General features: G+C 72.9%; 13 protein-coding genes. 7 read left to right on the forward strand and 6 right to left on the reverse strand.

Annotated features, from left to right (window positions below):
- Positions 1–17 precede the first annotated feature (17 nt).
- From Q9S36_RS03480 to Q9S36_RS03490, 3 genes are read left to right on the forward strand one after another with little or no spacing between them, the layout of a single operon-like run.
- The gene (locus Q9S36_RS03480) at positions 18–1,031 is read left to right on the forward strand and encodes an endonuclease/exonuclease/phosphatase family protein (protein ID WP_253036184.1); all 1,014 of its coding nucleotides are present in this window, start codon (positions 18–20) and stop codon (positions 1,029–1,031) included.
- A 31-nt stretch (positions 1,032–1,062) separates the two neighbouring features.
- Positions 1,063–2,481, forward strand: coding sequence for an aminopeptidase P family protein (locus Q9S36_RS03485; protein WP_311283949.1), 1,419 nt, complete (start codon positions 1,063–1,065; stop codon positions 2,479–2,481).
- Positions 2,482–2,491: 10 nt separating this feature from the next.
- Positions 2,492–4,267, forward strand: coding sequence for a gamma-glutamyltransferase (locus tag Q9S36_RS03490; RefSeq protein WP_311283950.1), 1,776 nt, complete (start codon positions 2,492–2,494; stop codon positions 4,265–4,267).
- Here the strand turns inward: Q9S36_RS03490 and Q9S36_RS03495 are convergent.
- Both Q9S36_RS03495 and Q9S36_RS03500 read right to left on the reverse strand, forming a co-directional pair.
- Entirely contained in the window at positions 4,249–4,920 is a 672-nt protein-coding gene (locus Q9S36_RS03495; RefSeq protein ID WP_311283951.1) for an alpha/beta family hydrolase, read from the reverse strand. The genes Q9S36_RS03490 and Q9S36_RS03495 overlap by 19 nt on opposite strands.
- A complete protein-coding gene (locus tag Q9S36_RS03500; protein WP_311283952.1) occupies positions 4,917–5,648 on the reverse strand; it encodes a general stress protein in 732 nt (243 codons plus the stop codon). Before Q9S36_RS03500 ends, Q9S36_RS03495 begins: the two co-directional genes overlap by 4 nt.
- A 72-nt stretch (positions 5,649–5,720) precedes the next feature.
- Here Q9S36_RS03500 and Q9S36_RS03505 point away from each other — a divergent pair, with 72 nt between their 5' ends.
- The 3 genes from Q9S36_RS03505 to Q9S36_RS03515 are packed head-to-tail and all read left to right on the forward strand — an operon-like array spanning position 5,721 to position 8,646.
- A complete protein-coding gene (locus Q9S36_RS03505) occupies positions 5,721–6,983 on the forward strand; it encodes a magnesium transporter MgtE N-terminal domain-containing protein (RefSeq protein WP_311283953.1) in 1,263 nt (420 codons plus the stop codon).
- Positions 6,983–7,513, forward strand: coding sequence for a DUF1003 domain-containing protein (locus Q9S36_RS03510; RefSeq protein ID WP_311284443.1), 531 nt, complete (start codon positions 6,983–6,985; stop codon positions 7,511–7,513). The genes Q9S36_RS03505 and Q9S36_RS03510 overlap by 1 nt, the downstream gene beginning before the upstream one ends.
- The gene (locus Q9S36_RS03515) at positions 7,510–8,646 is read left to right on the forward strand and encodes an Mrp/NBP35 family ATP-binding protein (RefSeq protein ID WP_311283954.1); all 1,137 of its coding nucleotides are present in this window, start codon (positions 7,510–7,512) and stop codon (positions 8,644–8,646) included. Before Q9S36_RS03510 ends, Q9S36_RS03515 begins: the two co-directional genes overlap by 4 nt.
- Positions 8,647–8,666: 20 nt before the next feature.
- Here Q9S36_RS03515 and Q9S36_RS03520 read toward each other — a convergent pair whose 3' ends face one another.
- Positions 8,667–9,053: a hypothetical protein gene (locus Q9S36_RS03520; RefSeq protein WP_064001812.1), complete on the reverse strand. Its 387-nt coding sequence runs from the start codon at positions 9,051–9,053 to the stop codon at positions 8,667–8,669.
- Positions 9,054–9,128: 75 nt separating this feature from the next.
- On the opposite strand from Q9S36_RS03520, the gene Q9S36_RS03525 reads away from it, so the two are divergent.
- Entirely contained in the window at positions 9,129–9,767 is a 639-nt protein-coding gene (locus tag Q9S36_RS03525; RefSeq protein WP_311283955.1) for a class I SAM-dependent methyltransferase, read from the forward strand.
- Positions 9,768–9,836: 69 nt separating this feature from the next.
- Here Q9S36_RS03525 and Q9S36_RS03530 read toward each other — a convergent pair whose 3' ends face one another.
- From Q9S36_RS03530 to dapE, 3 genes are all read right to left on the reverse strand, one after another.
- The gene (locus Q9S36_RS03530) at positions 9,837–10,010 is read right to left on the reverse strand and encodes a DUF3117 domain-containing protein (protein WP_064506455.1); all 174 of its coding nucleotides are present in this window, start codon (positions 10,008–10,010) and stop codon (positions 9,837–9,839) included.
- 93 nt (positions 10,011–10,103) lie between these two features.
- Entirely contained in the window at positions 10,104–11,303 is a 1,200-nt protein-coding gene (locus Q9S36_RS03535; protein WP_311283956.1) for a hypothetical protein, read from the reverse strand.
- On the reverse strand, positions 11,285–12,361 hold the full coding sequence (gene dapE, locus Q9S36_RS03540) for a succinyl-diaminopimelate desuccinylase (protein ID WP_311283957.1): 1,077 nt from the start codon (positions 12,359–12,361) through the stop codon (positions 11,285–11,287). Before dapE ends, Q9S36_RS03535 begins: the two co-directional genes overlap by 19 nt.
- Positions 12,362–12,367: the final 6 nt, after the last annotated feature.

The following is a 12,367-nucleotide window of genomic DNA, read 5'->3' on the forward strand; positions in this document are numbered from 1 at the left end:
CCGCCTAATCTCGTGGTGTGCTGCGACTGACGGGGATCCTCTTCACGATCGCCACCGCCATCGTCGCCGCCGTCCTGACCTGGCCGCAGTTCTTCCGCCTCGAGCAGACCTTCCCGATCGCACAGCTCGTGTCGCTGCGCCCGGTGCTCGCCGTCGGCTTCGCGGTTCTCGCGCTCGTCGGCCTGCTGATCTGCCTCGGGCGCCGCACCCGCGGATTCGGCGCCGGACTCGCGATGATCGGCCTCCTCGCGAGCGGAGCGAACGTCGGCATCCTCGTCGTCCGCGGCGTCGGGACGACGGGCCTCCCCGAGAAGACGGCGGACAGCATCCGCGTCATGACGTGGAACACCGCGGGTCCCGCCACCGACGTCGATGCGATCGTCACGACCGCCATCGCGATGGACGTCGACATCGTCGCACTCCCCGAGACGAACGACGACACCGGCGAGGCGATCGCGATCGCGATGCGCGAGCGCGGCAACCCCATGTGGGTGCACGAGGAGAACTACCAGGGGTGGGACGCGACCTACACGACCCTGCTCATCTCCCCCGACCTCGGCGACTACGCCGTCGTCGAGTCCGACGCATCCGGCACCACCAACACCTCGGTCGTCCCCAGCGTCGTCGCGATGCCCGTCGACGGCGACGGTCCGATCGTCGTCGCCGTCCACGCCGTCGCCCCTCGCCAGGGCGACATGGACCACTGGCGCAGCGACCTGCGCTGGCTCGCCGACCAGTGCGCCAGCGACGACGTCATCATGGCCGGCGACTTCAACGCGACGGTCGACCACATGAGCCGGCTCGGGACCGACGGCGGCACGATGGGCCGCTGCCGCGACGCGGCGACGGCGACGGGCAACGGCGCCGTGGGGACGTGGGACACCGCGTGGCCGGCGCTGGTCGGCGCGCCGATCGACCACGTCATGACGACGGATGCCTGGCGGCCGACCGGGTCGGTGGTCGTCACCTCGCTCGACGGTTCGGGCGGCGATCACCGTCCGGTCATCGTGCAGGTGGAGCGGGCGGGCTGACGTCCCGCGCGGTCGGTGGGAGACTGGGAGGATGACCACCGACGATCGCGACACCATCGCACCGGAGACCACCGAGACCGCGGCCGCAGCGACCACCAATCGCAAGCAGCCCTTTCCCGCCGGCTTCCTCGACTCCATCTCGACGGGCTGGGCCGAGCGTCCCGCGTCGCTGCCCGAGCAGCGCGCCGAGGCACCGTACGCCGCAGCGCGCCGCGCGGCGGTCTCCGCCGCGTTCCCGGGCTCGCGCCTGGTCGTCCCCGCAGGCTCGTACAAGCAGCGCTCGAACGACACCGACTACCCCTTCCGCGCGCACTCCGCGTTCTCGCACCTGACGGGGTGGGGCGCCGACGCCGTCCCCGACTCGGTGCTCGTGTTCGAACCGACCGGCGACGGCCACGACGTCACGCTGTACCTGCGCGAGCGCGCCGATCGGACGACGACCGAGTTCTACGCCGACGCCGCGATCGGCGAGTTCTGGATCGGCCCGCGCCCCGCGCTCGACGCGGTCGCGGCGGACCTCGGCATCCCCACAGCGCACATCGATGCCTTCCAGAGCACGGCGGAGGACCGCACGGTCGAGGTCGACGACGAGCTCACCCGGTTCGTGTCCGAGCTGCGCCTCGTGAAGGACCCGTACGAGATCGCCCAGATGCGCCTCGCGGTCGAGGCGACCGGCCGGGGGTTCGACGACATCGTCGCCGAGCTCCCCCGCATCATCGACACGCCCCGGGGCGAGCGTGCCATCGAGGGCGTCTTCCACCTGCGCGCGCGCACCGACGGCAACGGCGAGGGGTACGACACGATCGCCGCTTCGGGTCCGCACGCCTGCTACCTGCACTGGACCCGCAACGACGGCGCGGTCGTCCCCGGCGACCTCGTGCTGATCGACGCGGGCGTCGAGGTCGACAGTCTCTACACGGCCGACATCACCCGCACCCTGCCGGTCTCGGGGACGTTCTCCGCCGTGCAGCGCCGGATCTACGACGCCGTCCTCGAGGCGGCGGATGCGGCCTTCGCCGCGGCACGCCCCGGGGTGAAGTTCCGCGCCGTCCACGAGGCGGCGATGGCCGTCATCGCCGCTCGCACGGCCGAGTGGGGCCTGCTCCCCGTGACCGCCGAGGAGGCGCTCCACGCCGACAAGGGCGGGCAGCACCGCCGGTACATGGTGCATGGCACGAGCCACCACCTGGGCATCGATGTGCACGACTGCGCGCAGGCGCGGCGGGAGATGTACTACGACGGCGAGCTCGAGTCCGGCATGGTCTTCACGATCGAGCCCGGGCTCTACTTCCAGATCGACGACCTCACGGTCCCCGAGGAGTACCGGGGCATCGGGGTGCGGATCGAGGACGACATCCTCATGACCGAGAACGGCCCGGTGAACCTGTCGGCGGACATCCCGCGCACCGCGGACGAGATCGAGGCCTGGATCGCCCGCGCCCGCTCCTGAGGACGCCTCTATGTCCGCCGTCGGGTACACCCCGCCGCCGTCGTTCACGACCCGCCCGCAGCTGACAGGGACGTTCGGCATGGCCGCGTCGACGCACGCCACGGCGACGGCGACGACCATGGCGGTGCTCGAGCGCGGCGGGAACGCGTTCGACGCCGCGTGCGCAGGCGGGTTCGTGCTGCACATCGTGGAGCCGCACCTGAACGGTCCCGGCGGCGACCTCGTCGGTCTCTTCCAACCGGCGGATGCCGCGACCCCCACGGTCCTCATGGGCCAGGGCGCGGCGCCCGCCGGCGCGACGATCGCGCACTTCCGCGCCGAGGGCCTCGACCTCGTGCCGGGCGCGGGCGGACTCGCCGCGGCCGTGCCCGCCGCCGTCGACGCGTGGCTGCTGCTGCTCCGGGACCACGGCACGTGGCCGCTGGCCGACGTCCTGTCGTTCGCGATCGGGTACGCCGAGGACGGCCATCCGCTTCTCCCCGCGGTATCGGCGACCATCGGTCGGGTCGCCGACCTGTTCCGGGAGCACTGGCCGGCCTCCGCCGACCTGTGGATGCCCGGCGGCGCCCCCGCCGCCGCCGGCGCCCTGCATCGCAACCCGGCGTACGCCGCGGTCCTCCGACGCCTCGTCGAGTCGGGCTCGGGCGACGACCGGATTGCGGCGATCGACGCGGCACGCACCGAATGGCGCCGGATCCTCGGCGACGCGTGCGACGAGCTCGCCCGCCCGCACCGGCACTCCAGCGGCACCGACCACGCCGCGGTGCTCACCCGCGCGGACCTCGTCGACCCGCCGGCGGGGTACGAGGAGCCCCTCTCCATCCCGTTCCGCGGTCGCACGGTGTTCAAGGCGGGGGCGTGGACGCAGGGCCCCGCACTCCTCGAGGCGCTCCGGATCCTCGACCCGCTCCCCGACGACCGCCTCGATCCCGCGACCACGGCGGGCGCGCACACCGTCGTCGAGACGCTCAAGCTCGTCCTCGCCGACCGCGACGCCCACCTCGGCGACGGAGCGGATGCCGCGGCCCTCCTCGCGGACGACGTCGTCACCGCTCGTCGGGCCGACCTCCGCGATCAGGCCTCGTCGCAGTGGCGCCCCGCGCGCCTGGCGGCTCGGGACCCGTGGCGCCCGCCGCTCCGACGCGACGGCGCCGCCGCCGCGGGCACGGGCGAACCGACCGTCGCCCGTTCGGGAGCGACCCGCGGGGACACCTGCCACATCGACGTCGCGGACCGCTGGGGCAACGTCATCGCCGTCACGCCGTCGGGCGGGTGGCTGCAGTCGTCCCCCGTCATCCCCTCGCTCGGCTTCTGCCTCGGGACACGCCTGCAGATGACGTGGCTCGACGAGGACTCGCCCGCGGCGCTCCGGCCCGGCACGCGGCCGCGCACGACGCTGTCGCCGACCCTCGTGCACGACGGCGACACCCGCATCGCGATGGGGACGCCCGGCGGTGACCAGCAGGACCAGTGGCAACTGCCGATGCTCCTGCGCATGTTCGTCGGCGGGTACACCGCGCAGCAGGCGATCGACGCCCCCACCCTCCACACGACGGGCATGGTCGACTCGTTCTGGCCGCGCACGTGGGATCCGACGGGAGTCGTCGCGGAGGACCGTCTCGGCGACGAGGTCCTCGGCGGCCTCGCCGACCGGGGCCATCGGGTCACGCGCGCGGGCGACTGGTCGCTCGGACGGCTCTCGGCCGTCGGGGTCGACCGGGCCACCGGCATCCTGTGGGCGGCGGCGAACCCCCGCGGTGTGCAGGGTTACGCCGCGGGGCGCTGAACCCGCTCGCGCAGCCACGGGAGCGCGGCAGACGCGGTCGCCGCACCCACCTCGTCCGCCGGCAGAGCGCGGCCGGCGACCTCGAACGAGTGCCGGGCACCCTCGAACCAGAGGATGTCCGCGTCCCGGCACGCGGCGACCGCCGCCTCCAGGTCGGCGAGCGGCTGCAGGAACGGGTCCTTCGTCCCCGACAGGAACAGCTGGGGCGCGGCGACGGCCGGCAGGTGCGCCGTGCGGGCGTTCTCGGGCTTCCCCGGCGGGTGCAGCGGATAGCCGAGGTACACGAGCGCGTCGGGGGCGACCCGACCCTCCGCCGCGGCCATCGACGCCATCCGCCCGCCGTAGGACTTGCCCGCCGCCACGAACGGGATGCCGGGGGTCAGGCGACGACAGAACTCCTCGACGGCGGCCCACGTCTCGATCGCGTGCGCGGCGGGCCCCGGCATCCGTCGTCCCGCCTGACGGTAGGGGAAGTCGAACCGCACGGTCGTGAACCCGGCGGCGGACCAGGCGTGCGCCGCGCCGGCGAGGAACGGGTGCTCGTGCCCCGCGCCCGCGCCGTGGGCGAGCGCGACGATCGCCGTAGGCTCGGGGGCGTCGTCGATCACCACGGCCAGTTCGACCCCGCCCGCGGGCAGGGTGACCGGGATCATCGCGGCGCGTCGGGAGCGGCAGGCTGCGCCGGTGCGCCGCCCTGCTGCGGCGCGGTCGGCGGCGGCGTCACGGGCGGGAGGGGCGCCGGGTCGACGCGCTCGCCGTACCGGGGCGGCTCGGCCGGGTCCACGTGTTCGCCCGGCGCGGGTGCCGGGGCGGGGTCGACGCGCTCTCCCGCCCCGGGGACGGGAGCGGCCGGGTCGACACGCTCGCCGTAGCGCGGGGGCGCCGTCATGTCGGTCGGCGGTACCGGCGGGGCGGTCGGGGCCGCCGCGGCGCCGAGCAGTTCTTTGGCGCGGCCGAAGCTGCGAGGCAGCACCGTCACGTCGTAGTGGTCGGCGATGACCTGGGTCACCGAGGTGAAGTCGCGACGACGGCGCAGGATCGAGTAGCTGATGATGCTCATGAGCATGCCGAGCGCGATGCCCACGAGCATCACGCCGACGAACAGCTGCAGCGCGGCGCCGGGGCTGCCGAGCACGAAGATCGCGGCGAACAGCAGACCGAGCAGGACGCCGTTGATCGCGCCGGACCGCGCCGCGGTCGCGTATCCCAGCCGACCGGTGACGCGTTCGACCGAGCGCAGCCCGCGGCCGACGATCGCGATGTCCTGCGCCGGGACGTCCGCGCCGATGAGGGTCGACACCGACTTCTGCGCCGCCTCGTACGACGAGTACTCCGCGACCGTCGCACCGTGTTCCTTCGGGGCCCCACCCATCATGCTCATGGCCTCAGTCTCCCACGCGAGCCTTTGCGTGGGCGCAGGGAGCGCGAGGGATCCGCCGACTACGCTGGTCGGGTGAGTACGCAACGGGTCTTCGTCGCGCGCCTGACCGGGTGCGCCGTCTTCGACCCCGCGGGCGACCGGCTGGGGAAGGTCCGCGATGTGGTCGTGATCTACCGCAAGGACGATCCTCCGAGAGTGGTCGGGCTCGTGGTCGAGATCCCCGGCCGACGCAATGTGTTCCTGTCCATCGGACGGGTCACCTCGATCGCCAGCGGCCAGGTCATCACGACCGGCCTCATCAACGTCCGCCGCTTCGAGCAGCGCGGCGGCGAGGTGCGTGTCATGACGGAGCTCATCGGCCGCAACGTGCACCTCACCGACGGGTCGGGCTCCGCCGTGATCGAGGATGTCGCCATCGAGCGCGACCGCCTGGGCGACTGGCAGGTGGGGCAGTTGTTCCTGCGCCGCCCCAAGACCAGCGCGTCGCCGTTCGCCAAGGGGCCGACGACCTTCGCGCAGTGGAACGACGTGCGCGACGAGCAGGTCGCGGGACAGACGCAGTCCGCCGAGCTGCTGGTCGCCTCGTACTCCGAGCTCAAGCCCGCCGACCTCGCCAACACGCTCCTCGACCTCCCCGAGGAGCGCCTGCTCGAGGTGGCCGAGGAGCTTCCCGACGACCGTCTCGCCGACGCCCTCGAGGAGATGCCCGAGGACGAGCAGGTGCACATCCTCGAAGCCCTCGGCGACGAGCGCGCCGCCGACATCCTCGACGCGATGGAACCGGACGATGCGGCCGACGTGCTGGGTCAGCTGTCGGATGCCCGCGCCGGACAGCTGCTCGACCTCATGGAGCCCGAGGAGGCCGAGGACGTCCGCGCCCTCCTCGAGCACGGCCCCGACACCGCGGGCGGTCTCATGACCAGCGAACCGATCGTGCTGTCCGCCGACGCGACCGTCGCCGAGGCGCTCGCCCTCATCCGCCGCCACGAACTGCACCCCGCCCTCGCGGCCGCCGTCTTCGTGACCCTGCCGCCCTACGAGACCCCGACGGGGCGTCTGCTGGGTGTCGTGCACTTCCAGCGGATGCTGCGCTACCCGCCGCACGAGCGGCTGGGCGCCATCATCGACGACACCGTCGAGCCCGTCACCGTCTCGGCCAGCGCCGCCGAGGTGGCCCGTCTCCTCGCGAGCTACAACCTCGTTTCGCTGCCCGTCGTCGATCCTGCCCGCCACCTCGTCGGCACGGTCACGGTCGACGACGTGATCGACTACCTGCTGCCCGACGACTGGCGATCGCAGGACGCGCCGCGACAGGGTCCGGAGGTGCGGCGATGATGGCACGCGCGCCGAAGTCCGGGTTCGAGGCGCCCCGCGGGCGGCGCTCGAGCGTGCTCAGCCGCACCCCGCAGCCCTCGCGCGACCGCTTCGGCCGGTTCACGGAGTGGATCGCCCGGGCGATGGGGACCCCCGCGTTCCTGCTCATCCTGACGCTCTTCTGCGTCGCCTGGATCGTCTGGAACACCGCCGCGCCCGAGGGACTGCGCTTCGACGACGCGGCGCTCGGGTTCACCGCCCTGACGCTCATGCTGTCGCTCCAGGCCTCGTATGCGGCTCCCCTCATCCTCCTCGCCCAGAACCGGCAGGACGACCGGGACCGCGTGCAGATCGAGCAGGACCGCCAGCGGGCCGAGCGCAACCTCGCCGACACCGAATACCTCGCCCGCGAGGTCGTGGCCCTGCGGATGGCGCTCACCGACATGCAGGACGAGATGATCAGCCGCGACGTGCTCCGCCAGGAGCTCAAGGCCCTCATCGAGCGTCTCGACGAGCGCGACCGGCCGGGCGACGACGCCCGCTCCTCGTGAGCACCCCCGCGACGGCCGACGACGTCCGCCGTGCCGTGTCCGCCGTCGTCGACCCGGAGCTGCGGCGCCCGATCGGCGAGCTCGACATGGTCCGGGAGATCGCCCTCGACGAGGGGACCGCGCACGTCGGCATCGCCCTGACGATCGTCGGATGCCCCGCCGCGGACCGCATCGAGCGGGACGTGCGGGATGCCGCGGCATCCGTCCCGGGCGTCGTCGACGTCCGCGTCGACGTGGGCGTCATGACAGCGGCGGAGCGCTCGGCCCTCGTCGAGCGGATCCGCGGCGCGCGTCGCATGCCGTTCACCGCCGACGCGCTGACCCGTGTCATCGCTGTCACGAGCGGCAAGGGCGGCGTGGGCAAGTCCACCCTCACGGCGAACCTCGCCGTCGCCCTGGCGACGCGAGGGTTGGCCATCGGGCTGATCGACGCGGACGTGCACGGCTTCTCGATCCCGGGGCTCCTCGGCCTCGTCGGCGAGGACGGCCGCCCGCCGCAGCCGACCCGCCTCGACGACCTCATGCTGCCGCCAGTCGCCCACGGCGTGAAGACGATCTCGATCGGGATGTTCCTCCCGGAGGGCTCCTCCCCCGCCGTCGCCTGGCGCGGGCCGATGTTGCACCGCACCGTGCAGCAGTTCCTCACCGACGTGCACTTCGGCGACCTCGACGTGCTCCTCATCGACATGCCCCCGGGGACCGGGGACGTCGCGATCTCCGTGGGTCAGCTCCTTCCGCATGCCGAGGTCCTCGTGGTGACGACGCCGCAGGCGGCCGCGGCCGACGTCGCCGTCCGCAGCGGCGTCGTGGCCCGTCAGACGGGCCAGCGGATCGTCGGCGTCATCGAGAACATGGCGGCCTTCGCCCTTCCCGACGGCACCCTCGTCGACGTGTTCGGCGCCGGCGGCGGGGCGGCGGTCGCCGCCGCGCTCTCGACCGACGACGCTGTGGTGCCGCTCCTCGGCTCGGTGCCCCTCAGCCCCGCCCTCCGCCGCGGCGGAGACGAGGGCGAACCGGTCGTCCTCGCCGATCCCGGTGATCCCGCGGCGCGTGCGATCTCGGCGGTCGCCGACACCCTCGTCTCGACGCGCTCCTCGCTCGCCGGTCGCGCCCTCCCCGTCTCCCCCGCCTGAGGAGAGACGGATGCCGCCGGTCAGGTGGCTTCGGAGTCGAACGGGACGACGCCCGCATCGACCGCATCGACCGCCGTCGTGACCTCGGGTGCCGGAGGCGCCGCGACCGCGGTCATCGCCGCCGCCCCGGCGGCGACGGGCTTCACGGGCGCGTCGTCGATGAGCGCCTCGCGGATGATGCGCCGGGGGTCGTACTGCCGCGGATCGAGCTTGCGCCACTCGATCTCGTCGAAGTCGTCCCCCATCTCCTCCTTGACGCGGGTCCGCGCGCCGTCCAGCCAGTCGCGGACGCGGCGCGTCAGACGTGCGAGGGAGGCCGCGTAACCCGGCAGGCGCTCGGGCCCCAGCAGGAGGGCGGCGATGAGCGCGATGAGGAGGATCTTCTCCAGATCGAGCCCATTCGACATGCTTCCCAGGTTACCCGTGCGCCTGAGGGTTGCGGCATGCGGGCCCGCCTAGGCTGGGCGGAGGAGGTTCACCACATGGGAGATCACGAGGCGGTCCGCAGGTTCGCTGCCGAGGCGACGGTCGAACCCGATGCCATCGCCCGGGCGCGAGCGCACGCCCTCGAGATCGGCGCGAATCCGATCAGTCCCGAGGTGGGCGCGCAGTGCGCGGTGATCGCCGCGGCGAGCCGCGCGCTCAACATCGTCGAGATCGGCACCGGTGGCGGCGTCTCGGGGCTGTGGCTGCTGCACGGGTCCCCCCGGGCGACACTCACGACGATCGACAAGGAGCCCGAGCACCTCGCCGTGGCGCGGAAGGCGTTCACCGAAGCCCGCGTCCCCGCCGCCCGCGCGCGCTTCATCACGGGCCGCGCCGCCGACGTCCTGCCGCGGATGAACGAGGCCTCCTACGACATCGTCCTCATCGATGCGGACCCGGACGGCGTCATCGAGTACGTCGAGCACGGCCTCCGGCTCGCCCGGGCGGGCGGAACGGTGCTCGTCCCGCGGGTCCTCGCCGGCGGCGCCGTCGCCGACCCGGTCCGTCGCGGCCCTCTCGAGACGGCGTATCGCTCGCTGATCCAGGAGACCCAGGCCTCCCCGGCGGTCCTCGGGGCCCTCTCGATCGTCGGCGAGGGACTCCTGCAGCTGACGACCGTCGCCGACGCGCGCTGATCCCGGCGCACGCCGGATACGCCGAAAGGCCGGTCCCCACGGGGACCGGCCTTTCGCATCGAGTCGGGGTCAGGCGGCGCCGACGACCCCGCTCAGAACACTGTGGAGTTCCTTCGCCTCGTCGTCGTTCACCGAGACGACCAGTCGACCGCCCCCCTCGAGTGGAACACGCACGATGATGAGGCGGCCTTCCTTGACGGCCTCCATAGGTCCGTCTCCGGTGCGCGGCTTCATGGCTGCCATTGTGGGGCTCCCTTTCGTCTTCGGCCTTCCCCATTAGTCTACTCAATGGGCTGATCGCCTTCGGCGCGCGCGCCTGTCAGCGGACGCTTATCGTCACGGAATCCGGTAGAACGTGTCGCCGAGCGCGAGCATCTCGTGGATCCACAGCCACTGCCCGCCGAGGCACAGCACCAGCATCCCGATCCGCCACCATCGTGAGGGCGGGACCGCCACGGCGGCGACCACGGGCGTGAGGGGCAGCAGCAGCCGGAACACGCTCGACTGCGGGAAGAACACCGCGAGCAGGTAGACGAGGTAACTCGCGCCCCACAGCCGGATCTCGGGCCCGAGACGGCGCACCTGGGGCGCCCGCACGAGGAGCGCGGCGGCCCCCACGACCAGGACGGCGAGGGCGATCGGTCCGAGCATCGGCGGCAGCCCCCAGATGCCGAACCAGAGCGAGGATGCCTGCACGAAACCGGCGAAGGGGACGAACTGCTCCTCGGAGCCGACCCAGCTGCGCCGCCAGGCGAGCTCGGTCTCGAGGTACGCGGAGGGATCCCCCGTCGCGACACCGGCGATGACCTGCCAGGCGAATCCCACGATCGTCGCGAGGGCGCCCAGGGCGATGATGTGGACGATGTGCGGGGTCGGCAGCGGATCGACGCGCCGCCGGATCCACCGATGGATCCCGTAGAGGCCCAGCAGCAGGGCGAACGCGAGCACCCCCGGCCGGGTGAAGCCCATCAGGACGACGAGCGGATAGATCCAGCCGAACCGCCGGCGCTGGAGCGCCCACAGCGCGAGGAACAACCAGACCAGCAGGAGCGACTCGGCGTACCCCATCTGGAACAGGGCGGCGAGCGGACCGTTGGCGAAGAGCACCACCGCCCAGAGCGACGCCGTCTCGCCGAGGCGTCCGCGCAGCAGCACGAAGAGCACCACGGATGCCGCGTACCCCGCCACGAGCGCCAGCACCACCGCTCCCGCCGGGTAGCCGCCGAGGTCGGCGCCCAGCGTCCGGGCGAGCACGGGGAACAGCGGCATGAACGCCCACGCGTTCTCGGTCACCTGCCCGGTGCCGTTCACCGGGAGCTCGGACGGGTAGCCGCGATCGGCGATCACCCAGTACCACTGGGCGTCCCATCCCATCGCGAGCGACGGGATGGTGGCGTCCGCGCCGAAGCGCGAGGTGGGTCCGGAGAGGCTCGCCGCGGCCCAGAAGAACAGGGTCGTGACGAGGCGTGCCGAGAGGTAGACGGCGGCGACGGTGCCGGCGACGGAGGCTGCGGACCTCAGTCGCCGCTCAGCCATGCCCGCAGGCCCCGCTCGACGTCCTCGATCTGCGCGATCGGCACACGCTCCTCGTCGTGATGGGCCAGGTGCGGATCGCCCGGACCGTAGTTGACCGCGGGAACGCCCATCGCCGAGAAGCGCGCGACGTCGGTCCAGCCGTACTTCGGCTTCGGCACCGCGCCGACCGCCGCGACGAACTCCCGCGCGAGCGGCGCGTCGAGCCCTGGCCGCGCCCCCTCGGACAGGTCCACGATCTCGACCTCGAATCCCGCCAGGACGTCGCGCACGTGCGCCTCGGCGGCGGCGGCATCCCGGCTCGGAGCGAAGCGGAAGTTGACGTCGACCTCGCAGGCGTCGGGGATGACGTTGCCCGCGATGCCGCCGCGGATCGCGACGGCGTTGAGGCCCTCACGGTAGAGCAGTCCGTCGACCTCGATCTCCCGCGGCCGGTACTCGGCGAGCCGAGCGAGGATCGGAGCGGCCTTGTGGATCGCGTTCTCGCCGACCCACGCACGGGCGCTGTGCGCGCGCACGCCGGAGGTGCGCACCACCGCGCGGAGGGTGCCGTTGCAGCCGCCCTCCACCTGCCCGTCGGAAGGTTCGCCGAGGATGGCGAAGTCCGCCGCGAAGAGGTCGGGACGGGATGCCGCGAGCCGGTTCAACCCGTTGAGGTCGGCGGCGACCTCCTCGTGGTCGTACCACATCCAGGTGATGTCGACGCGGGGATCGGTGAGCTCGGCGGCCAGTTTCAGCTGGACGGCGACACCGGCCTTCATGTCGACGGTGCCGCGGCCCCAGAGGTACGGCTCGCCGTCGACCTCGATGTCGCGGGTCGGGACGTTGCCGTTGATGGGGACCGTGTCGATGTGCCCGGCGATCGCGACACGCTGCGCGCGCCCGAGGCGGGTGCGCGCGACGATCGTGTCGCCGTCGCGGTGGACCTCGAGGTGCGGCAGCTTCGAGACGGCCTCGAAGATCGCGTCCGCGAGGACGGTCTCGTCGTCCGACACGCTCGGGATGTCGCAGATGGTCCGTGTCAGGTCGACAGCGGTGGAGCGGAGGTCGAGCCGGGGCATGACGTC

The organism is Microbacterium sp. ARD31 (genome assembly GCF_031844425.1).

Excerpts from the sequence above, each read along its gene's own strand:
- Q9S36_RS03485 (WP_311283949.1), top strand. The coding sequence starts at position 1,063 with ATGACCACCGACGATCGCGACACCATCGCACCGGAGACCACCGAGACC.
- Q9S36_RS03490 (WP_311283950.1), top strand. The coding sequence starts at position 2,492 with ATGTCCGCCGTCGGGTACACCCCGCCGCCGTCGTTCACGACCCGCCCG.
- Q9S36_RS03495 (WP_311283951.1), bottom strand. The coding sequence starts at position 4,920 with ATGATCCCGGTCACCCTGCCCGCGGGCGGGGTCGAACTGGCCGTGGTG.
- Q9S36_RS03500 (WP_311283952.1), bottom strand. The coding sequence starts at position 5,648 with ATGAGCATGATGGGTGGGGCCCCGAAGGAACACGGTGCGACGGTCGCG.
- Q9S36_RS03510 (WP_311284443.1), top strand. The coding sequence starts at position 6,983 with ATGGCACGCGCGCCGAAGTCCGGGTTCGAGGCGCCCCGCGGGCGGCGC.
- Q9S36_RS03520 (WP_064001812.1), bottom strand. The coding sequence starts at position 9,053 with ATGTCGAATGGGCTCGATCTGGAGAAGATCCTCCTCATCGCGCTCATC.
- Q9S36_RS03525 (WP_311283955.1), top strand. The coding sequence starts at position 9,129 with ATGGGAGATCACGAGGCGGTCCGCAGGTTCGCTGCCGAGGCGACGGTC.
- Q9S36_RS03530 (WP_064506455.1), bottom strand. The coding sequence starts at position 10,010 with ATGGCAGCCATGAAGCCGCGCACCGGAGACGGACCTATGGAGGCCGTC.
- Q9S36_RS03535 (WP_311283956.1), bottom strand. The coding sequence starts at position 11,303 with ATGGCTGAGCGGCGACTGAGGTCCGCAGCCTCCGTCGCCGGCACCGTC.
- dapE (WP_311283957.1), bottom strand. The coding sequence starts at position 12,361 with ATGCCCCGGCTCGACCTCCGCTCCACCGCTGTCGACCTGACACGGACC.